The organism is Gilliamella sp. Pas-s27 (genome assembly GCF_009795865.1).
Taxonomy (GTDB): domain Bacteria; phylum Pseudomonadota; class Gammaproteobacteria; order Enterobacterales; family Orbaceae; genus Gilliamella.
On record NZ_WTEW01000020.1, the window covers coordinates 26,886 to 47,075 of the forward strand.

The window sequence follows — 20,190 nt, forward strand, 5'->3', positions numbered from 1 at the left end:
GGTAGTAATTATGGCTAAGTTTTTTATTGACAGACCTGTTTTTGCATGGGTAATTGCTATCATGATGATGTTGGGGGGGGGGTTATGTATAAAACTACTAGCTGTTGAGCAGTATCCTGATATAGCCCCTCCGGCTGTAACTGTTAGTGCTGTTTACCCTGGTGCCGATGCACAAACTATTGAGAATACTGTTACTCAGTTGATTGAGCAAAATTTAACTGGTCTGGATAATCTAATTTATATGAAATCAACCAGTAGTGCACAAGGTGTTGTCCAAACAACGTTAACTTTTGCTCCTGGTTCTGATCCTGATTTTGCCCAAGTACAAGTGCTAAATAAAGTAGAAAGTATTAAATCTCGTCTTCCTGAAAGTGTGCAAAAAAATGGTGTTTCTGTTGCAAAAAATAACACCAGCTTTTTAAAGGTTGTTGGTTTTTATTCGACAAATCCTCAAAAAACACAAGCGGATATTGCTGACTTTGTGTATTCCACTGTCCAAGACCCGATTCGACGTGTACAGGGTGTTGGTGATACTCAATTATTTGGTTCTGAATACGCAATGCGTATTTGGCTTGATCCAAATAAATTGACCTATTTTAATTTATCAATTGAAGAAATCATAGCTGCTATTAAAGCGCAAAATGCACAAGTAACAGCAGGGCAATTAGGTGCTTTACCGTCAATTGAGGGCCAAGAGCTTAATGCAACAATTACTGCACAATCACGTTTAAAAACGCCGGAGCAATTCCAAAATATTCTTGTTCGTGTTAATACCGATGGTTCTAATATCTTATTAAAAGATATTGCTAGAGTTGAAATCGGTGCGTCGGATTATAACTTTATTTCTCTTTATAACGGTAATGAATCAACAGGTCTTGGAATATATTTGGCAACAGGTGCTAACCAATTAGATACGTCAGATAAGGTAGATAAAAAATTAGAAGAGTTATCTAAAATCTTTCCAGAAGATATTAAATATGATTTTCCATACGATACAACTCCATTTGTTAAATTGTCGATTAGTAATGTAATTCATACGTTAATTGAAGCAATTATTTTAGTTGTTATTGTCATGTATGTGTTTTTACAGAACCTGCGTTCTACACTTATACCGACTATTACCGTACCTGTCGTACTATTGGGGACATTTGCGATTCTTTATATTTGTGGATTCACCATTAATACTTTATCTATGTTTGCAATGGTACTTGCTATTGGATTGTTGGTGGATGATGCCATTGTTGTTATCGAAAACGTTGAACGTATTATGCATGATGAGGGGCTATCGCCTTATGATGCAACTGTTAAGTCAATGGAGCAAATTACTTCAGCATTAATAGGTATTGCGGTTGTATTATCTGCTGTATTTGTGCCGATGGCATTTTATGGTGGTGCTGCAGGTGGAATATATCGTCAGTTTTCGATTACTATTGTAACCGCAATGGGATTATCAGTATTGATGGCTATTGTATTAACACCTGCTCTTTGTGTGCAAATTTTGAAAGCGCCATCTAAAAGTAAAATTAAAGAAATTTCATTGGGTGAAAAATTAGAATCAGTACCGCCATTTAGTTGGTGTTCAAAAGGAACTAAAGCTTTCTTTAAATGGTTTAATCATTTTTATGATAAATCTTTACGTTCTTATGAAAAGGGTGTTATTAAAGTTATTCGTAACCCAATAATTGCTTTTGTTTGTTATGTTTTAATATTGGTTGGAGTATTATTCGGATTTAATCGTTTACCTACAAGCTTTTTACCGAATGAAGATCAGGGGGTTCTTTTCGTAATTGTTGAATTGCCATCAGGTTCGACATTAGAAGAGACGAAGTCAGTATTAAATAAGACTGCTGATTATTATACAAAAGAAAAAGCTGATTCTGTTAAAGAAATTTTTACCGTTTCCGGCTTTAGCCCTGTTGGTCGTGGGCAAAATATGGGGATGGGTTTTATTCGATTAAACGATTGGGATAAGCGTAAACGAGCTGATCAAAAGATTAATTCGTTAGTCGAAAGTGGTAAAAAATTTGCTTCTACTATAACTGAAGGACGAGTAATTATTGCCAATTTGCCAGCAGTACCTGCATTAGGTATGACCGATGGTTTTTCTTATGTATTGAAAGATACAGCTAGTTATGGGCATGATGCATTAGTTGATGCATTTTTCCTAATGTTCGGTCAAGCCTCTAAACATCCAAAACTGCAACAAGTTAGACCCGGAAGTATGTTAGATGTCCCACAGTATAAAATTAATGTTGATTTTGAAGCTGCACAAGCATTGGGTGTTTCGGTAAATTCAGTAAATACAGTATTGTCGACTGCTTTGGGTTCTGCTTATATTGATGATTTTGTTTATAACAATCGAGTTAAAAAAGTATACCTGCAATCGGATGCACCATATCGTATGCTTCCAGATGATTTTGGTTATTGGCACGCGAAAAATCAAAATGGTGAAATGGTTCCATATGATGCATTTGCTACCACGACAAAAACTTATGGTTCGCCATCATTAGTCCGTTATGATGGTGTGTCAGCAATGGAAATTAACGGTTCTTCTATTCCTGGAGTGAGCTCAGGGCAAGCAATGGCTGTGATGGAAGAATTATCAAAAAATTTACCTAAAGGATTTACGTTTGATTGGACATCTATTTCTTATCAAGAACGTCAAACAGGATCACAAACTACAACACTTTATATCATTTCGATCATTGTAGTATTTTTGTCATTAGCTGCATTATATGAAAGTTGGACAGTACCTATTTCAATTTTATTTATTATTCCTTTAGGTATATTAGGTACAGTATTTGCTACTATGTTTAGAGGACTTGATAATGATATTTACTTCATTGTTGGTTTATTAACTACTATGGGACTATCAGCCAAGAACGCTATTTTGATTGTAGAATTTGCTAAAGATGCAATTGAAAGAGAAGGTAAATCATTAATCGATGCAACACTTGAGGCCTGTCGTCTTCGCTTGCGTCCGATTTTAATGACTTCATTTGCCTTTATTTTAGGCGTGTTACCATTAGCATTAAATAGTGGAGCAGGTTCTGCTAGCCAAAATGCGGTAGGTACAGGTGTAATAGGTGGTATGTTAACTGCAACATTTTTAACCATATTTTATGTTCCATTATTCTTTTTGTTTATCACAAAACTATTTACTAAACATAAAAATAAAGTGGTATTGCTAACTAACCGTTCAAAAATGAAGTCTGAATAGTTGATTTTATATACATGAGTTATATTATTTAGCTCATGTGTTGAAAATTAAGATACTAAGAAATAAAAATGCATCAATTTAGTGGTGCATTTTTATTTATAGATATTTATTAAATATTGATGTTTGGTTTATTTTACTTACGCGATTGTATTTTCTGTTGATAGGTATGAGCATGAGTAATTGCTATAGCTAATGCATCTGCCGCATCAGCTTGAGGACTAGCAGGTAATTTTAATAATAACTTTACCATGTGTTGTACTTGTTTTTTATCCGCAGCACCTGTTCCGACTATACATTGCTTAACTAAACGAGCAGCATATTCAAAAACAGGTAAATTACTATTTACTGCTGCGACAATTGCAGCCCCTCTTGCTTGACCTAATTTTAATGCAGAGTCGGCATTACGTGCCATAAATACTTGTTCAATAGCAAACATATCAGGTTGAAATTGTAAAATAATTTCACTGATACCAGCATATACACGTTTTAATCTAGTAGGTAAATCATCAACAGCGGTTCGGATGCAACCACTGCCAAGATAGGTAAGTTGACGTCCCGATTGATGGATTACACCGTAACCCGTCAAACGAGAGCCTGGATCAATGCCAAGAATAATGGCCATTAGAGTGTTGCGGCAACCTCATCAGAGACTTCACCATTATGATAAACTTCTTGGACATCATCACAATCTTCAAGCATATCAATTAAACGTAGTAGTTTTGGTGCTGATTCAATATCAAGATCAACTTTGGTTGCTGGAATCATTGAAACCTCTGCTGATTCAGCAATTAATCCTGCTGCATCAAGTGCATCTTTAACTTCACCAAATGTTTCAGGTGTAGTAAATACATCTATTGCACCATCATCATAAGTCACAACGTCGTCAGCCCCTGCTTCGAGTGCTGCATCCATAACTTGGTCTTCATCAGTTCCCGTTGGGTATGAAATAACCCCTTTTTTGGTGAACAAATATGAAACTGAACCATCAGTACCTAAGTTACCACCTGTTTTTGTAAATGCATGGCGGACTTCTGATACAGTACGATTGCGATTGTCACTTAGGCATTCTACCATCACAGCTGTACCAGCAGGTCCATAGCCTTCATAAATGATCGTTTCCATATTGCTGTCATCTTCACCACCAACACCACGGGCAACAGCTCGATTCATTGTGTCACGAGTCATATTATTCGATAATGCTTTATCCATTGCGGCACGTAACCGTGGATTTGACGCTGGATCGCCACCACCTAGTTTTGCTGCGGTTACTAATTCACGAATAATTTTGGTGAAAATTTTACCGCGTTTTGCATCTTGTGCGGCTTTACGATGTTTGGTATTGGCCCATTTACTATGACCTGCCATAAAAATCTCCAGATAAATAATTTAGAATTCGCTGTATTTTAGCAAACTTTTACTTAAAATTCATTATCAATATATTTATTCATTTTTGATAGCTGACTGTATCAAATTTTATTTATCAACAAAAAAGCGCCTTAATATGAAGGCGCTTTTTATCGTGTTATAATTAAACAATTAACTCATTCCGTATTGTTTTAATTTTTTGCGTAGTGTACCGCGGTTGATACCAAGCATATTTGCTGCTCTAGTTTGATTTCCACGTGTATATTGCATAACCATATCAAGGAATGGGTGTTCAACTTCAGCTAACACTAAGTCATAAAGATCTGTAGGATCTTCACCATTTAATTGCGATAAATAGTTTTTTAAAGCTTGCTTTACTGAATCTCGCAAAGGCTTTTGTGTTATTTGGTCTTGAGAATTTACAGTTGTAAATTGAAGTGCTGCAGCTGTAACGCGTTGTTCTGACATAGTATTCTTAACTCTTTGTTTTGTTTCTAATTTGACTAAAAAATGCTTTTAGAGTGTTTACTTGCTCACTTGTATTGCTAAGTACACTAAATAAGCGCCTGAATTGATCGCTGTCAGCATAATTCTTGGTGTACCAATTTACATGCTTTCTGGCAATCCTTAATCCTTTGTATTCTCCATAAAACTGATAAAGCTCATCAAGATGCGACAATACAACTTGTTCTACTTCATCAATCGTTTTATTTTTTTGTAACTTTCCATGTGTTAAATAGAATGCAATTTCTTCAAATATCCAAGGTCGCCCTTGTGCCGCTCGGCCGATCATTATAGCATCAGCTTGCGTATATTGAAAAACATCTTTTGCTTGTTCTGGTGTACAAATATCACCATTAGCAATTACAGGAATAGTAACCTTTTCCTTAACTGCTTTAACAGATTCATATTCAGCTACACCGTTGAATAAGCAAGCACGAGTTCGTCCATGAATAGTAATTGCCTTTATGCCACAATCCTGTGCAATTTGTGCGATTTCTATGCAATTTCTATGATCTTTATTCCATCCAGTCCGCGTTTTTAATGTTACCGGAACATCAACTGCACCGACAACTTTCTGCAAAATAGTTTTAATAAGTTCTGGATACTGCATTAAAGCAGATCCTGCCAATTTTTTATTGACCTTTTTAGCAGGGCACCCCATATTAATATCAATTAATTGAGCACCGTGCTTGACGTTAAATTCGGCAGCTCTAGCCATTTCGTCGGGATCTGAACCAACAATTTGTACTGCACGAACACCAATATCATCATCTGCGATCATCCGCAAAGTAGATTTATCGGTATGCCAAACATCCGAATTTGCTAAAAACATTTCTGAAATAGTTATTCCTGCACCAAATCGATGACACAAATTCCGAAATGGTTTGTCGCTGATTCCAGCCATTGGTGCTGCAATTAAATTATTCTTTAATTTAACTTCACCAATAGTAAGCAAATTAAGGTCGGCTATATTACGCATTTTTTCTCAAACTGAAAAGGGGGATAACGTTAATTTTTTATTTTTTTTTACCAGTGATACGACACCACTCTTCCTGTTCGACAACAGGATCCAGCTCAAAATGAGGCTGATAAGCTATACAAACACTTTGTGATTGATTTGCTAAAACGCCAGATAACCCTAGTTCACCTTGTGGTTTTACTAATTTATTTATATGTGGTTCAAGCTCCTTTAAAGGTCCTGCTAATATGTTGGCAACAACGACGTCGGCTTGTAAATCATGTGGAATATCTTTTGATAAATAGAGTTCTAACTTTTCACTAACATTATTACGTTGTGCGTTGTCTCGGCTAGCTTGAATAGCTTGAGGATCAATATCAATGCCGATTACACGCTTGGCACCTAATTTTAAAGCTGCAATAGCTAAAATACCAGATCCACAACCATAATCAATAACTAATTTATCTTTAAGTTCTAAACTATCAAGCCAGGTTAAGCATAACGCCGTGGTTGGATGAGTACCTGTACCAAATGCTAATCCAGGATCTAGCATAACATTGACAGCATTAGGATCAGGAACTTCTTGCCAACTAGGACAAATCCACAGACGTTTACCAAATTGCATTGGATGAAAATTATCCATCCATTCTCGTTCCCAGTCTTTATCTTCTAATTGTTCAATTTTATAGGAATATTGCTCTAGATTTAATATTGCCTTTAATTCATCAATATCTATTTGTGCATCATATAGACCAACGACATCGGTATTGCCCCAAAGCTTAGTTTCGCCAGGCAATGGCTCAAAAACAGGAGTATCATAAGTGTCTTGAAACGTGACAGATACTGCACCCGATTCTTCTAATTGCTCACTAATTTGTTCAGCAAGTTCATTGGTTGTATTAATTCTGAGTTGAATCCAAGGCATAATTCTTCCTTTTATTGTCAAACATATTGGCTATAATAAAAATAATAAATCCAATAGTTAAAGAGGGGACTATTGGGTGTAGCGATAATAATTTAATATTATAACTTGCCAATAATGTATAACTTACCGCTCCAGCAAGCATTGAACAAAGAGCACCAGTAGCATTAGCTCTTTTCCAATATAATCCAAGCACTAATGGCCATAAAAAGACAGCTTCAAGCCCACCAAAAGCGAGTAAATTTAGCCAAATAATCATATCAGGTGGGGTCCATGCTGCCCAAATAAGTAATCCACCAAAAATAAAGGTGATAGTGACCGAAATACGAGTAAGAAACTTGTCACTGAAATTAATATCAGTTTTGATGCTTAAAAAGAGATCTTTAATAATAACGGATGATACTTGCAATAATTGAGCGTTAATGGTTGACATAATAGCTGCAAGTGGAGCAGCTAAAAAGATTCCAGCAGCAAAAGGCGGTAATACTTTTATGATCAATGCCGGTACTATTTGATCAGGGATAGTTAAATCGCTAATAATTGCACGACCTAAAGCACCAGATAAGTGCATGGTTAGCATAATAATGGTAACAACAATAGTGCCAAGAATAATTCCTTGGTGTACTGCTTTGCTATCTTTATAGGCCATACATCGCACAGCCGTATGAGGTAGGCCAACTACACCAAAACAAACTAATATCCAAAATGAGGTCATGAATGGAAAGTCCATAAAATCATTAGGTCCTTGTGGTGTTAAAAGAGCAGGATCAATTTTTATTAGCTGATCAATTATTGTGGTAATTCCACCACCCGCATAGATAATAGCACCAAGTAATAATATAGCACCTATGATCATCACTAACCCCTGAAAAGCGTCATTTAATATACTGGCTCGAAAACCGCCAAATGCGGTATAAATAACTGTTCCAATACCAAATATTAATAGCCCAGTATGATAAGGTATACCTACTGATGATTGTAGTAAGCGTGCTCCACCAACAAACTGTACCGTCATTGCACCAATAAAGGCAACAACAAGGGTAATACTGGCTAGCCAAACAATAGTTTTACTTTTATAGTGCGCATAAAGCATATCACTTAAGGTTATTGCATTATATTTGCGAGCTAATATGGCAAATTTCTTACCTAAAATACCTAATGAAAGAAGCACCGTTGGAACTTGAATCATCGACAACAATACCCAACCAAGACCATATTTATATGCAGCACCCGGCCCCCCGATGAATGAACTTGCACTAATATATGTTGCAGCAAGTGTCATGGCGAGCAAAAATCCGCCCATAGTTCGATTACCAATAAAATAATCAGTGAATTGATTTATTTTTTTGCGTTTAACATAAGCATAAATGGATAAAGCAAACACAAAAATAAGATAGATGATAAGCGGTAAGATAATATCAAAATGCATTGTTTAATTACTTAGTTTGTTCTAATGAAATATTTTTGAATTGAAATTTGACAACCAACCAACAAAGCAATACAAAACCCAAAGGTATCACAATGCAAGATAGCTCAAACCACAATGGTAATCCTAAAAATCCTATTTTATTGCTAATGCAGTAAGCACAAATAACCCATCCAAGAAGATAAATAAAAGTTAGTACTAACGATAGTTTAGCTTCTTTATTTGCTTGCTTATATCGAGCATCCATATTGATTTATTGAAAATTGAAAACAGTCTAGATTAAAGGAAACCACTTAACTTGGCAAGTTTATTGCAATTTATGCAACATTGTGTTTTAAATATATCAATTTTCGCAATACAAAAAGTACTATATAGTAATTAATTATAAATAACCCAATTTTTGGAGAGAATAATGTCAAATTACTTTAATACACTAAATTTGCGTGAAAAACTAGAACAACTAGGACAATGCCGTTTTATGAGCCGTGATGAATTTGCATCAGAAGCCAATTTCTTAAAAGGCAAAAAGATTGTTATTGTTGGTTGTGGTGCACAAGGTCTTAACCAAGGTCTTAATATGCGCGATTCAGGTTTAGATATTGCTTATGCGTTACGTAAAGAAGCCATTGCTGAAAAACGTGCATCATGGAAAAAAGCGACCGAAAATGGTTTTAAAGTAGGAAGTTATGAAGAATTAATTCCAACTGCTGACCTTGTTATTAACTTAACACCAGATAAACAGCACTCAGCAGTAGTAAAAGCGATACAACCGTTAATGAAGCAAGGTTCAGCATTAGGTTATTCTCATGGTTTTAATATTGTTGAAGTAGGCGAAAAAATTCGTTCAGATATTACTGTTGTAATGGTTGCACCTAAATGTCCAGGAACTGAAGTGCGTGAAGAGTATAAACGCGGTTTTGGTGTTCCAACACTTATTGCTGTTCATCCTGAAAACGATCCTAAAGGTGAGGGACTAGCAATTGCAAAAGCATGGGCGGCTGCAACAGGAGGTCATCGTGCGGGCGTTTTACAATCATCATTTGTTGCTGAAGTTAAATCAGATTTAATGGGAGAACAAACAATTCTTTGTGGTATGTTGCAGACTGGTTCATTACTTTGTTTTGACAAACTTGTGGCTGATGGCGTTGATCCTGCTTATGCATGTAAATTACTTCAATTTGGTTGGGAAACGATCACCGAGGCATTAAAACAAGGCGGAATTACGCTAATGATGGATCGCTTATCAAATCCCGCTAAGTTAAGGGCAAATGTACTAGCAAAAGAATTAAAAGTGATCATGACTGATCTTTATCGTAAACATATGGATGATATTATTTCGGGCGAATTTTCATCAACAATGATGAAAGATTGGGCAAATAACGATGTTAATCTACTCAAGTGGCGTAAAGAAACTGGTGAAACTGCATTTGAAAAAGCGGCTGAATACCAAGGTAAAATTGATGAGCAGGCTTACTTTGATCAAGGTGTCGTTATGGTAGCGATGGTTAAAGCAGGGGTAGAACTTGCATTTGAAACAATGCTTGAATCAGGAATTTTACCTGAGTCAGCCTATTATGAGTCATTGCATGAATTACCACTTATCGCTAATACTATTGCGCGTAAACGTTTATACGAAATGAACGTGGTCATTTCAGATACAGCGGAATATGGTAACTATTTATTTGCCAATGCAGCAGTACCATTATTAAAAGAAAAATTTATGCCAATGCTACGAGCAGGCGATCTTGGTAAAGTGATCCCCGAAGGTAGCGTTGATAACGCGCAATTACGCGATATAAATGAAGAAATACGTAATCATCCAATTGAACTAATTGGTCGAAAATTACGTAGCTATATGACTGATATGAAACGCATTAATGTGGCAAGCTAATTCATAATTCATAATAAAATAAAAGGTGCTGAAAGGCGCCTTTTTTTATGTTTACGGTTCTGTATAAAATTTTCATAAAAGAAAAATTAGATATAAAAATAAAGTTGATCCAAAAGGATCAAGGATGATCTGGATCAGATCTAACTTAGATCTTTTTGATCTTTTAAGTTTTTGTTTAAAGTTTTTAAAAATTATATAATTAAATAATTTTTATTTTAAATTTATATTTATTTCTTATATTAATTATGTTATCTTTTTGACCAAATTTAGTTCAATTAACGAGGGTAATATATCAATGAAAATGACTTTTCGTCCAACGGATTGTTGGCGATGGTATTTTGATAGTGAATACGATAGCTTAATGCTCGAAGTTTCATCTGAAATGTTATTTCGCTCCTGTTACCCAAGTAAAATGCTCATTCCTGATGTTTTTGGACAGTTTCCATTTTCTGTTAGTGATGCAACGTCTTATTATCAATTCCATGATAGTTGTCAGTTGCTTAATTTAACTGATTCTCAAAAAATTGAACTATCTATTAACGCTATTGTAGCTGCTAACTTTTTAAAACCTCAAATGCCAAAAAGTTGGTATTTTTCTCAACAACCAATGCTATACACGCCTAAAATAGCTGATATTGTTGAGGTAAATTTACAAGAGGATGGTAAAAAAGTTTGTCTAATGGTGGTTGAAGCTGGCGAAAATGCTTCGTTATGTATCATCGCACAACCTACTTTTATGGCAATGAACAAGACGTTCAGTTTTTCTGAAGCTATTAAAATCATGAATGACAGACTAAAGCTTATTCAACACAATGTAGTACAGTATCCAGAACATCTGGAATTAGAAGCCATTTCATAAAATTAAAACCATGGCTTATCGGCATGGTTTTAAATTATTTAACCGGAAAAATTAATCCAATGGCGATCTTTATTTATAAGATAAAGAATTTTGGCTTTTTCATGACCTTGATCAGCAGCCAGTGCAAGATAATATAGTCCTATCTCATAGAGTTGTCCTAGAGCAACTATTTTCTCTCCTAGTTTATATTGTGCATTCTTATCACCGCTGTTAGCTTTTGCAAGCAAATCAAACACTTCTTTATTACCGTAAAGAAACGGTTCACAAAATTCTTCAAAAGGAAATCCAATTTTAACTGAAATACTGCAATAGTTACCATACCAATACAGTGCTTTAGAATAGTCTTTGGGCAAATAACTTCCGGTTTTGAATCGCTCAGCCATTGCCAATCTTGCCTCGGCAGAACCTGCTTTGGCTGCTTTTTCCAACCACTCTAGACCTATTTTATTTACTTCATAAGTAGGATCATCATGCATCATTGAAGGATAGTAAAGTAAAAAAATTTTATATTTAATATCAGCATTATCAACATAACTATCATACTTAGTATAAGTTTTAATTAATGCATCATTTAATTCACCCGAAGATTTTATATTTGCTTTTTTAAATAATTTGGCTATTTTAAGCAATAACTCAGGATCTTTATAAACAACATATGAATAGTAATCGATAGCTGTTAAATTTTTACCTAAATCCTCATACCATTTAGCAATATCTATACTTACCTTAATATCAGGATTATTCTTGTCAAATTTACGAAGTAATGAATATATCTTATTTTTATTTGGTTGATTTAACTGTTGTTCATAAAGATCACATGCTCTAGAGGCTTCTAACTCACAAGCTTTTTCAAAATATTCAATCGCTTTATTTAATTTTTCTTCATCAGCATAATAATAGCTAAGTTTTGATATTGATAAAAAATCATTTTGTTCCAGCTTTTCTTCGATTTGATTTATAGCATCAGCATGCTCACTCCAATCTTCAGTTACATTATCTCGTAAATAAAAGTGATTAATAGATTGATGTTGTGCAGCGATCACATCTTCTATTTTTGCAAATGCAAGAAAATACCATAAATCATGATGTTGAATATCTTTAGCCTGATCAAAAAATGTTATTGCTTTTTCAGGATTGTAGGTAAAAAAGTAATCATCAATATATAATTGACCAAGTAGAAAATTAGCATAAGGATTATCATTTAAATTTTCATCTTCCATACTAGCAATTGGAATAAAATAACTATATGGAATTTCTTGGGATTTAAAGCGATTTAATAATATTGAAATAGATTCAATATCACCACCTAATATTGCAGTTTTATATAACGAGACACCTTTACCAATTAACTTAGGTAACAAAATATAATTTATTTTATCATCGCTTAATGTTTTACAGCCAAATTTTTTATCATTACTCTCTGAATCGCCTTCTTCGTCATAATCTGATTCAGGATCATAATACAAAGTAAACTCGGTTTTCTTTGTTGTAATAAGATTATAAAGTTTTTTCAACTTATTACAGTCTTTAGATGAAAGATTATTAGCTAAATCAACATAAGCTGTTGCTAATTTTCTAATACTAAGTAAATCATCTTTAACTTGATTTAATTCTTTCTGGTTTTGTTTATTTTTGTTCTTTTCAAGGCTGCTCACCACGATACTAAAATCACTAGATGAAAAAACCGCAGGCGAAAATATAAATACTAAAACAAACAAACATATTTTTTGAATCATTAATATTAACCTTATATTTCTATTTTAATTATTGATGTTATTATCATTATAAAGCAATTTTACATGATATATTTAATAAACAAGCTGTTATATTACTTTTTTAACGTTATTACAATATCGCCTTTGGGCACACAACTACAGGCTAAAATTTGATTATTTCTTTTTATTGCTGATTGCGTTAGTGGGTTGACTTTGCCTTTTTTCAACACAACTAAGCAACGTCCACATATACCAGTACGGCAAGAATAAGGTAATGTTATTTTATTTTGTTCCAATTGTTCTAAAATAGGTTGTTTATTATTACCTTTAATGGTTTTATCTTCGAAAATAATTGAATAACACTGTTCTTCACTTTTTGCTTCAGGTGGGAAAGCTTTAATATAGTTTTTGGCTGGTTGCCGTTCTAATACTTCTATTTTATCACCAACTGAAATTTTTCCATGATTTCGAGCAATCATATTTACACCAAAATCGATCTGTCCTTGTTCATCGGTTCTAAAATCCCCTAATGTTTTAAGTGGTTCATTATTAGTTAATGGTTTTCCTGTATTAACATTCATCGTGATTAACATACAACGAGTACAAGGCTTAACAATATCAAAGATTACCTCACCGATTTTAATTGTTTTCCAACCATCTTCCGCAAAAGGCAGTGCACCTTGAATAATAATATTTGCACGAAACTGCCTAATATCGAGTTTTTCTGGGCATTGATGTTGTAAATAATCAAATGAAGCTTTGTTTAATAACAAATAAGGATAACCATCAGCAAAACTGACAGGTACTTCTTGATAGCGTTTTGTGCGTCGTGATAATTGATGGCCAAGCCAACGTAATTGCACATCTTTCTGTAAAAACTGGCTTATGAATTGGTTAACCTTAATTGGTGCTATATATGAAGTAAAGCGATTTCCAAAGACTTCGGTTGGTTCAGCATTATTCGAAAAATCGTCCAGATTTATTATGATCTTTTCTTCTGATGGAAGTGTGACATGGATATCATTTTTTATGATAGCTGTTTCTATTTTTAAAAGCTCAGGATATTGTCTTGCAGTAATGAATGAGCCATCAGGTTCAGTAATCATCAAAATACGATCATTCTTAAAACCACCTTGAACGGTATTTACTTTTGTTAATGATATACCTTGCATTGATTTGATTGGGTAAATGTGAAGTTGATTAACCGATATCATAATGTCTTAAATAATTTATCAAAATTGGTGTGATTATATAGTTAATAATAGTTTATAGGCATTAGACAGTCTAGCATATTAAAAGAAGTGTTTGTGGACGATAGTTGTCATAAAAATCCTGATAAATGACAAACTAATTTGGGTTTAAGTTATTTCAAAATAAATATCATATGGCTGAAGAGTTCTGCATTTGTAATGGACAAAGTAGATAATCTAAAAATCAGTCAGGAAATATATTGATTTTATTGAAGTTTTTTTTGATAAAAATGTTTTAAAAAACTTCAATAAAATCAATACCTTTCCTGAACACTTTTTTAAAAGCAAAGTCCATGTTCAACATAACCATTTTGATCAATTTATTTGTCAGTTTTTTGCATATTTTAGTTTTATTGTCAAAATAAAGAGACTATTGCAAGTCATAGATAAAACAATGTCGTTGAAAGCCATATTATTCTCATAGCTCAAGTATAAAAATAAGTAAATTTGTTGCGTAGACTTCCTTAACCAAAAAATGTTTCAGCAAATTTTATCAAAAAATTCGCAAAAAACGGGAGTAATAATAAATTATCATTTTAATCATTTCATTTTAAATATGCTATTACATTATAGAGATAAGTTATGCTGAGTTGTAACTATCCCCTAAAAGAGCACAGCAAAAAAGTAGAAAATTCTCTATGATAAAAGTAAAGGGGATTTAATTATGGAAAAAATGACTGAACATCAAATCGTAGCTATTTTAAAAGAAGCTGAAGCTGGTTTTACACGACAACAACCAAGAACAATATATCCGCTACTACCACACCAACCTGAACGACTGTCCGGAAAAGCTGACCGATGAAAACGGTGGCATACTGTGGGAATGCAGCTACCAGCTATGGGGTAAACACATTCATGAAATCAAACACCAACCCATAGAGCAGAACCTCAGATATCAGGGACAATACTTAGACAGAGAAACTGGCTTGCATTACAACATCTTTAGGTATTATGATTCAGATATAGGACGCTTTACCCAGCCGGATCCGATTGGGATGCTGGGTGGTTTGAATCTGTATCAGTATGCGCCTGATGGGGTCACTTGGGTGGATCCGTGGGGATTGAGTTGTTTCAAAATTCATTCGCGAATAAAAGAAAGTAATAAACTTGTTAAAGAAGCCGAGATTACAGGAAAATCGCATCAATCAAGTATCGATCATTTAACAAAACAACTTTCTTTGAATAATAAAAATTCGGGTATTGGAACCAAACCCATAGGTCATGGAATTTCTGAAGTTAGAGCTCGAGATGGGGCACGTGTTCATTTCAGGGAAATAAATGATAGTATAATTGTAATATTAGGTAAATCTGATAAGGCTAACCAGCAAACAGTTATCAATGAAGTTTTAAAAGTATTTGGTAGAGGTGCTTAAATATTATGAATATTAAAATTTTAAAATATGATCAAGATCTTAATCAGGTAACTGATAATGTTGATGTTGAAGTTTTTTTAGACAATGGAAAGCGGTATGCTGCAACATTTTTCACTATCGAAAATATAATTTCTATTTTAAATAAGTATAAAGAGACAAAAGAGTGTTGTAATGGCTTATATTTTTGGGCATCAGATATGATTATTGTTGAAAATTTAAATGACAAAGTGATAAACAAAACGATACAGGATTTGATAAAAAACGAAGAATTTCATCATGCTTTCTCATTATTAGAGTAATTAATAAATGTAAAAAAGATCGTATATCTAAATCTTCATAGCTTTTATTTCTTTGCTAACTATATTAAGGTAAATAAACTAATTAGGTGACATATTATGAAAGATAGCAGTTGGGTATGGGTTTTTAAGAAAGATGGTATTCCAATGGTTTCTGCTGTATTTTCTTCTCTTGAAAATGCGGACAATTGGTTGAAACTTAATAAATTAACTGGGGTATTAACAAAAATGCCCATAGATATTGGCGGTTATGAGTGGTGCATTCAAAATAAAGAACAAATGCTTGAACACTATCATTACGAAAATGGCGTCAGATAATGTTACAGTCAAATTTTGTCATAGAGCTAGCAATTCTAAGAGCAATACATTGACTGTAACCTAGTTTACATTACAACACATTTAGGCTTATTGACGCTAAATTTGGGCGCAGATGTTAATGCTTTTGGTAAACAAGCAAAAAATGGAGCTTTATATGTTGAATTTGATATTTCTAAAAAATCTATAATTCCCACAAATGAAGGATGGGCAAAAATAGTAGGACAAAATTCTTTAGAAGGTCGCTTAGCGCAACGTAAAGGACTCTCCGTGCCTGAGATGCCTAAAGCAAGCAACATTCGTGTTAAGGCAGAAAAAATTAATGAGGAAATACAATCAAAATGTTAAATAAATTTAAATTTTGGATATCCAAAAATACTAACTACTCTTATATTTATAATAAAAATGTAAAATTAATAAAAGGGAAGAATTTACTTCGTTTAATGAATTACTATCTATATTTAGAATTTTTTCAGATTATTTAAATATAAAAAATTAAAATAAAAAAATATATTTTTACATATTTATATTATTTATGGCGCCCTTGGTCGACGTATCGAAAAACATCAACTCGACCGTGACGGCAACCCCTGCAACCGTACCCGATTCCTGTAGGACGGACTCAGACTATTGCAGGAAACCCACTACGACAAACAGCAAAGTGTCTATCTCTACACCGACCAGAAGAGCTAAGAACCGCTGGCGCGCATAGACACCGACAACAACCAAGAACAACATATCCGCTACTACCACACCGACCTGAATGGCTTGTCCGGAAGAGCTGACCGATGAAAATGGTGACATACTGTGGGAATGCAGCTAGCAGCTATGGGGTAAACACATTCATGAAATCGAACACCAACCCATAGAACAGAACCTCAGATATCAGGGACAATATTTAGACAGGGAAACTGGTTTACATTACAATACGTTCAGGTATTATGATCCGGATATAGGTAGGTTTACGCAGCCGGATTCGATAGGCTTAGCCGGTGGTTTAAATCTGTATCAGTATGCGTCTGATGCGATGACACATATAGACCCATTTGGTTTATGGACTGTTAAAATTGGTGGCTATATCATTCCTGTTCATGCTAATGATGTAGATCCTTGGCAAAGTACACCACATGGTCATATTTATGATAAAAATCTTATCCTTGATAAGGATGGTAATATTTTTAAAGCTCATAATGGTTCTCAAGTTGATTCCTTATCTAAAAAGATACCAAATTATGGAAAAAGGAGTTAAAGAAACGTGGTTGCTAAAATAATACTTGGAGAAAACATGGATGAACAAGATTTTGTTATATTTTCAAAGAAATGGGAAGAAAATTCATCTATTATAATAGAGTCAAAATTGAAACATTTAAAAGTAAAAAGTAATATATTTAATATGGCATTGAGTAGAATTCCAAATTCATTTGCTGAAGCGGTTGTTGATATTTTCCTTGAAGATAATGATTTTCCGATTGATGATAGCGATTTAATTATATGCATTAAGAATGGATCTTTAGGATTAAAAAAAAGCGTTTTCTATAGAAAAAACATTTCTAAAAAAATTATTAACTTATGCAAAATTAGTTTAAAAAATTCTTAGGACAATATCTTTATCTTTCAAAACCTTTAATTTTTACCTATGTAACTCTAGCTAGTATAACATACTATGATTAATAAAATATATCTCTTAGAATCAGATACAAGAAATTATTCTATATTTATTCAGGACTGGGATCCAGATAAGACAGAAAGTATTATGGGTATCGCAATGGATCAGAAATGGAAATCTTTTAAAAATTATGAACCAATTAAACTTGAATTATATAGAAGTGATACCGGTAAAAAAAATTACAAGCTAGATTTTAGTGGATTTTTGGGGCCTTTTTATATTTGCAGCCAGCTGACTTTAGAAAAACTAAAAGATATTCTGCCAGTAAAAGGGCAAATACTACCTGTCATCACGGATAGCAAAAGAAAGCAATTTTTTGGTTATTACCCAACCAATCCTTTATCAGGTTGTTTAGATAAAGAAAAATCAATATATAGGGAAGCGGAGCGAGGATTAATAATTGAAAAACCTGTATTAATAGCCGACAAGATTACCGAAGAATATATATTTTCAATTGAAGAAGATATTAGCCGAGTATTTGTAACAGATAAATTTAAACAGCGCGTTGAAGAAGCAGGTCTACTTGCTTTCGATTTTTCAAGAGAAATAGAGCTTTCATAACTATATTATTAAAAATAAAGCATATAAAATAAGTATGGGATAGTCAGTAAATAGACTACCACTACGATGCCGAACATCGCTTAAGCGATACATATTGAACAATCAGGTCGCAGTGAGAAATACCGCTATATTTATGATGCCCTCGGCCGACGTATCAAAAAACACAACTCGACCGCGACGGCAACCCCTGCAACCGTACCCGCTCCCTGTGGGACGGACTCAGACTATTGCAGGAAACCCACTACGACAAACAGCAAAGCGTCTATATCTATACTGACCAAAACAGCTACGAACCGCTGGCGCGTATAGACCGAAGAGGCGATGAAGCTGAACAGATACGCTACTACCACACCGACCTGAACGGCTGTCCGGAAGAGCTGACCGATGAAAATGGTGAAATACTGTGGGAATGTAGCTATCAGTTGTGGGGTAAACGGATTCATGAAATCGAACACCAATCCATAGAACAGAATCTCCGATATCAGGGACAGTATTTAGACAGAGAAACTGGCTTGCATTACAACACCTTTAGGTACTATGATCCAGATATTGGTAGATTTGCGCAGCCCTACCCGATTGGGCTACTGGGTGGTTTCAATCTGTATCAGTATGCGCCTGATGGGTTGACTTGGATTGATCCTTTAGGATGGAGTTGTTATTTTAGAGGTTCAAAAAAAGGTGAACCTGTTTCTTTTAAAGCAAAACCGGGATAGTATAAAATTGATAAATCAACAGACTTGGTAAAGACAACGCACGGTGTTTCTGTTTTTGATAATCCTACTAGTGTATCTAGTAAAGGGTCCAGTCCTCATAAAATTGATATGACTACTGTTAATGATAATTTAAAAATTATCCAACGAGGAAGTGATCCAAAACATTATGAAATTGTTCCATCGCATCCAATGCATGTAGAAGATTATCAGGTTGCTCTATCAAAAATAAAGGTATTAGATTAATGAGTATTATATTCCCTGATTGGTATGATGATTTGTTTCAATTTGAATGCGAATCTAAAGGCGTTGTATTGAATTTTGAAGTTACAGTAAATGGAAATATATACACATTCAATTTTTATGATCCGATACGATTTATTCAAGATGCGGAAGATGAAATATCTGATGTAGGATATTTTAAAGATGAATATGCTGTAGTTCTTAAAAAGGTAACAAAAGATAATATTATTAAATATTTGTCATCTATTTAATTTATAATTAAAATTTAAAGAACCTGCTGTATCTAAATTACCTTTGCTCATATTGGAATACAAAATTCAATATACTTTCCTGCTTTATCTGGCAGAAATCATGGAGATTAAAGAATATAATGTCAGCAGAATTTCAATTATTTTTTAATAATGAAAAATGGTATATAACCCATAAAGATAAAATTGCAAATAAAATTAGATCATTAAATACTTATATTAAAAAAATGACTCAGCATATCTTTTATCAGGTACAGAATCTATTTCTAATGAAGGAAATTGGCTGTTTGATGTTCGATTTTTTTTTGAAGATAAAAGTATTTTTATTGAAATAAGTGCTCATCCCTTAAGTATTGAGAAAGATTTAGAGGCTTTATTTACATGGTTAAGAAAACAGACAGGAATAGTAATATTAGATGAAGATGGAGAATTAGCAGGATGGTGAATATTATCCACTAAAGAGTCATCAGTCTACGTTGATGGTGCACTAATGAATGAATAATTGTAAATATCCCATACTTAGTACAATAATCACATAGAAAATTATATTATCATTTGTAGTAGCTCAAACTTAATCTGACATACACCTATTACTCATCGGTTTTCATTTTAACAAAATGCGTGTCCGATGAGCAAAATAAATTCTCCAATTGCTTTTCCTTAACCAA

Annotated in this window: 21 protein-coding genes and 2 pseudogenes; 14 read left to right on the forward strand and 9 right to left on the reverse strand. The window is 33.8% G+C overall.

Annotation, left to right across the window (positions count from 1 at the left end; all coding sequences use genetic code 11):
- Positions 1-10: 10 nt before the first annotated feature.
- Positions 11-3,220, forward strand: coding sequence for an efflux RND transporter permease subunit (locus tag GQ589_RS08725; RefSeq protein ID WP_160425663.1), 3,210 nt, complete (start codon positions 11-13; stop codon positions 3,218-3,220).
- A 133-nt stretch (positions 3,221-3,353) separates the two neighbouring features.
- Here GQ589_RS08725 and ruvC read toward each other — a convergent pair whose 3' ends face one another.
- The 7 genes from ruvC to GQ589_RS08760 all read right to left on the reverse strand — a co-directional run bounded on the left by ruvC (position 3,354) and on the right by GQ589_RS08760 (position 8,642).
- Positions 3,354-3,842, reverse strand: coding sequence for a crossover junction endodeoxyribonuclease RuvC (gene ruvC, locus GQ589_RS08730; protein ID WP_160425665.1), 489 nt, complete (start codon positions 3,840-3,842; stop codon positions 3,354-3,356).
- Positions 3,842-4,585, reverse strand: coding sequence for a YebC/PmpR family DNA-binding transcriptional regulator (locus GQ589_RS08735; RefSeq protein WP_160400110.1), 744 nt, complete (start codon positions 4,583-4,585; stop codon positions 3,842-3,844). Before GQ589_RS08735 ends, ruvC begins: the two co-directional genes overlap by 1 nt.
- A gap of 171 nt (positions 4,586-4,756) precedes the next feature.
- Positions 4,757-5,053 (reverse strand): DNA-binding transcriptional regulator Fis, encoded by a 297-nt coding sequence (gene fis / locus GQ589_RS08740; protein WP_160400103.1) that lies wholly within the window; start codon positions 5,051-5,053, stop codon positions 4,757-4,759.
- A 7-nt stretch (positions 5,054-5,060) separates the two neighbouring features.
- Complete coding sequence (gene dusB, locus GQ589_RS08745; RefSeq protein WP_160425667.1) at positions 5,061-6,068, reverse strand: tRNA dihydrouridine synthase DusB; 1,008 nt, start codon at positions 6,066-6,068, stop codon at positions 5,061-5,063.
- Between the two features lie 37 nt (positions 6,069-6,105).
- Positions 6,106-6,972, reverse strand: a complete 867-nt coding sequence (gene prmA, locus GQ589_RS08750) for a 50S ribosomal protein L11 methyltransferase (protein WP_160425669.1) — start codon at positions 6,970-6,972, stop codon at positions 6,106-6,108.
- Positions 6,947-8,398 carry a sodium/pantothenate symporter gene (gene panF, locus GQ589_RS08755; RefSeq protein ID WP_160425671.1) on the reverse strand — a complete coding sequence of 484 codons (1,452 nt, stop codon included), beginning with the start codon at positions 8,396-8,398 and terminating at the stop codon, positions 6,947-6,949. The genes prmA and panF overlap by 26 nt, the downstream gene beginning before the upstream one ends.
- A gap of 7 nt (positions 8,399-8,405) precedes the next feature.
- On the reverse strand, positions 8,406-8,642 hold the full coding sequence (locus GQ589_RS08760) for a YhdT family protein (RefSeq protein WP_160425673.1): 237 nt from the start codon (positions 8,640-8,642) through the stop codon (positions 8,406-8,408).
- Between the two features lie 165 nt (positions 8,643-8,807).
- Between GQ589_RS08760 and ilvC the strand changes: the two genes are divergently transcribed.
- Both ilvC and GQ589_RS08770 read left to right on the forward strand, forming a co-directional pair.
- Positions 8,808-10,286 carry a ketol-acid reductoisomerase gene (gene ilvC / locus GQ589_RS08765; RefSeq protein WP_160425675.1) on the forward strand — a complete coding sequence of 493 codons (1,479 nt, stop codon included), beginning with the start codon at positions 8,808-8,810 and terminating at the stop codon, positions 10,284-10,286.
- Between the two features lie 295 nt (positions 10,287-10,581).
- Positions 10,582-11,145: a cell division protein ZapC gene (locus GQ589_RS08770; protein WP_160400097.1), complete on the forward strand. Its 564-nt coding sequence runs from the start codon at positions 10,582-10,584 to the stop codon at positions 11,143-11,145.
- A gap of 38 nt (positions 11,146-11,183) precedes the next feature.
- On the opposite strand, the gene GQ589_RS08775 is transcribed toward GQ589_RS08770, so the two are convergent.
- Together GQ589_RS08775 and GQ589_RS08780 are read right to left on the reverse strand one after the other, a co-directional pair.
- On the reverse strand, positions 11,184-12,881 hold the full coding sequence (locus GQ589_RS08775) for an SEL1-like repeat protein (protein ID WP_160425677.1): 1,698 nt from the start codon (positions 12,879-12,881) through the stop codon (positions 11,184-11,186).
- A gap of 92 nt (positions 12,882-12,973) precedes the next feature.
- Positions 12,974-14,074, reverse strand: a complete 1,101-nt coding sequence (locus GQ589_RS08780) for a YcbX family protein (RefSeq protein WP_160425679.1) — start codon at positions 14,072-14,074, stop codon at positions 12,974-12,976.
- Between the two features lie 700 nt (positions 14,075-14,774).
- Between GQ589_RS08780 and GQ589_RS12300 the strand changes: the two genes are divergently transcribed.
- The 11 genes and pseudogenes from GQ589_RS12300 to GQ589_RS08825 all read left to right on the forward strand — a co-directional run bounded on the left by GQ589_RS12300 (position 14,775) and on the right by GQ589_RS08825 (position 19,525).
- Positions 14,775-14,912, forward strand: a complete 138-nt coding sequence (locus tag GQ589_RS12300) for a hypothetical protein (protein WP_237399206.1) — start codon at positions 14,775-14,777, stop codon at positions 14,910-14,912.
- Positions 14,860-15,177 (forward strand): annotated as a pseudogene (locus GQ589_RS12565) (RHS repeat-associated core domain-containing protein); the annotation flags it as partial. The gene GQ589_RS12300 and the pseudogene GQ589_RS12565, both read left to right, overlap by 53 nt.
- 311 nt (positions 15,178-15,488) lie before the next feature.
- On the forward strand, positions 15,489-15,782 hold the full coding sequence (locus tag GQ589_RS08790; protein WP_160425681.1) for a hypothetical protein: 294 nt from the start codon (positions 15,489-15,491) through the stop codon (positions 15,780-15,782).
- Positions 15,783-15,878: 96 nt separating this feature from the next.
- Positions 15,879-16,097, forward strand: a complete 219-nt coding sequence (locus tag GQ589_RS08795; protein ID WP_160425683.1) for a hypothetical protein — start codon at positions 15,879-15,881, stop codon at positions 16,095-16,097.
- Between the two features lie 102 nt (positions 16,098-16,199).
- Entirely contained in the window at positions 16,200-16,442 is a 243-nt protein-coding gene (locus GQ589_RS08800; RefSeq protein WP_202112474.1) for a hypothetical protein, read from the forward strand.
- Positions 16,443-16,959: 517 nt separating this feature from the next.
- Positions 16,960-17,088, forward strand: a pseudogene (locus tag GQ589_RS12570) (RHS repeat-associated core domain-containing protein); the annotation flags it as partial.
- A 33-nt stretch (positions 17,089-17,121) separates the two neighbouring features.
- Positions 17,122-17,343: a hypothetical protein gene (locus GQ589_RS12575; RefSeq protein WP_237399207.1), complete on the forward strand. Its 222-nt coding sequence runs from the start codon at positions 17,122-17,124 to the stop codon at positions 17,341-17,343.
- A gap of 36 nt (positions 17,344-17,379) precedes the next feature.
- Positions 17,380-17,691: a hypothetical protein gene (locus GQ589_RS08810; RefSeq protein WP_160425685.1), complete on the forward strand. Its 312-nt coding sequence runs from the start codon at positions 17,380-17,382 to the stop codon at positions 17,689-17,691.
- A gap of 66 nt (positions 17,692-17,757) precedes the next feature.
- Positions 17,758-18,321: a hypothetical protein gene (locus GQ589_RS08815; RefSeq protein WP_160425687.1), complete on the forward strand. Its 564-nt coding sequence runs from the start codon at positions 17,758-17,760 to the stop codon at positions 18,319-18,321.
- A 227-nt stretch (positions 18,322-18,548) separates the two neighbouring features.
- Positions 18,549-19,034 (forward strand): RHS repeat domain-containing protein, encoded by a 486-nt coding sequence (locus GQ589_RS08820; protein ID WP_202115062.1) that lies wholly within the window; start codon positions 18,549-18,551, stop codon positions 19,032-19,034.
- A 242-nt stretch (positions 19,035-19,276) separates the two neighbouring features.
- On the forward strand, positions 19,277-19,525 hold the full coding sequence (locus GQ589_RS08825) for a hypothetical protein (protein WP_160425689.1): 249 nt from the start codon (positions 19,277-19,279) through the stop codon (positions 19,523-19,525).
- Positions 19,526-20,190: the final 665 nt, after the last annotated feature.

What these genes read in the sequence shown, in the direction of transcription:
- ruvC (WP_160425665.1), bottom strand. Translation starts at nt 3,842, where the DNA reads ATGGCCATTATTCTTGGCATTGATCCAGGCTCTCGTTTGACGGGTTAC.
- GQ589_RS08795 (WP_160425683.1), top strand. Translation starts at nt 15,879, where the DNA reads ATGAAAGATAGCAGTTGGGTATGGGTTTTTAAGAAAGATGGTATTCCA.
- GQ589_RS08735 (WP_160400110.1), bottom strand. Translation starts at nt 4,585, where the DNA reads ATGGCAGGTCATAGTAAATGGGCCAATACCAAACATCGTAAAGCCGCA.
- GQ589_RS08775 (WP_160425677.1), bottom strand. Translation starts at nt 12,881, where the DNA reads ATGATTCAAAAAATATGTTTGTTTGTTTTAGTATTTATATTTTCGCCT.
- dusB (WP_160425667.1), bottom strand. Translation starts at nt 6,068, where the DNA reads ATGCGTAATATAGCCGACCTTAATTTGCTTACTATTGGTGAAGTTAAA.
- GQ589_RS08725 (WP_160425663.1), top strand. Translation starts at nt 11, where the DNA reads ATGGCTAAGTTTTTTATTGACAGACCTGTTTTTGCATGGGTAATTGCT.
- GQ589_RS08760 (WP_160425673.1), bottom strand. Translation starts at nt 8,642, where the DNA reads ATGGATGCTCGATATAAGCAAGCAAATAAAGAAGCTAAACTATCGTTA.
- GQ589_RS08810 (WP_160425685.1), top strand. Translation starts at nt 17,380, where the DNA reads ATGGATGAACAAGATTTTGTTATATTTTCAAAGAAATGGGAAGAAAAT.
- GQ589_RS08790 (WP_160425681.1), top strand. Translation starts at nt 15,489, where the DNA reads ATGAATATTAAAATTTTAAAATATGATCAAGATCTTAATCAGGTAACT.
- panF (WP_160425671.1), bottom strand. Translation starts at nt 8,398, where the DNA reads ATGCATTTTGATATTATCTTACCGCTTATCATCTATCTTATTTTTGTG.
- ilvC (WP_160425675.1), top strand. Translation starts at nt 8,808, where the DNA reads ATGTCAAATTACTTTAATACACTAAATTTGCGTGAAAAACTAGAACAA.
- GQ589_RS12575 (WP_237399207.1), top strand. Translation starts at nt 17,122, where the DNA reads ATGACACATATAGACCCATTTGGTTTATGGACTGTTAAAATTGGTGGC.
- GQ589_RS08770 (WP_160400097.1), top strand. Translation starts at nt 10,582, where the DNA reads ATGAAAATGACTTTTCGTCCAACGGATTGTTGGCGATGGTATTTTGAT.
- GQ589_RS08825 (WP_160425689.1), top strand. Translation starts at nt 19,277, where the DNA reads ATGAGTATTATATTCCCTGATTGGTATGATGATTTGTTTCAATTTGAA.
- GQ589_RS08780 (WP_160425679.1), bottom strand. Translation starts at nt 14,074, where the DNA reads ATGATATCGGTTAATCAACTTCACATTTACCCAATCAAATCAATGCAA.
- GQ589_RS08815 (WP_160425687.1), top strand. Translation starts at nt 17,758, where the DNA reads ATGATTAATAAAATATATCTCTTAGAATCAGATACAAGAAATTATTCT.
- prmA (WP_160425669.1), bottom strand. Translation starts at nt 6,972, where the DNA reads ATGCCTTGGATTCAACTCAGAATTAATACAACCAATGAACTTGCTGAA.
- fis (WP_160400103.1), bottom strand. Translation starts at nt 5,053, where the DNA reads ATGTCAGAACAACGCGTTACAGCTGCAGCACTTCAATTTACAACTGTA.
- GQ589_RS12300 (WP_237399206.1), top strand. Translation starts at nt 14,775, where the DNA reads ATGGAAAAAATGACTGAACATCAAATCGTAGCTATTTTAAAAGAAGCT.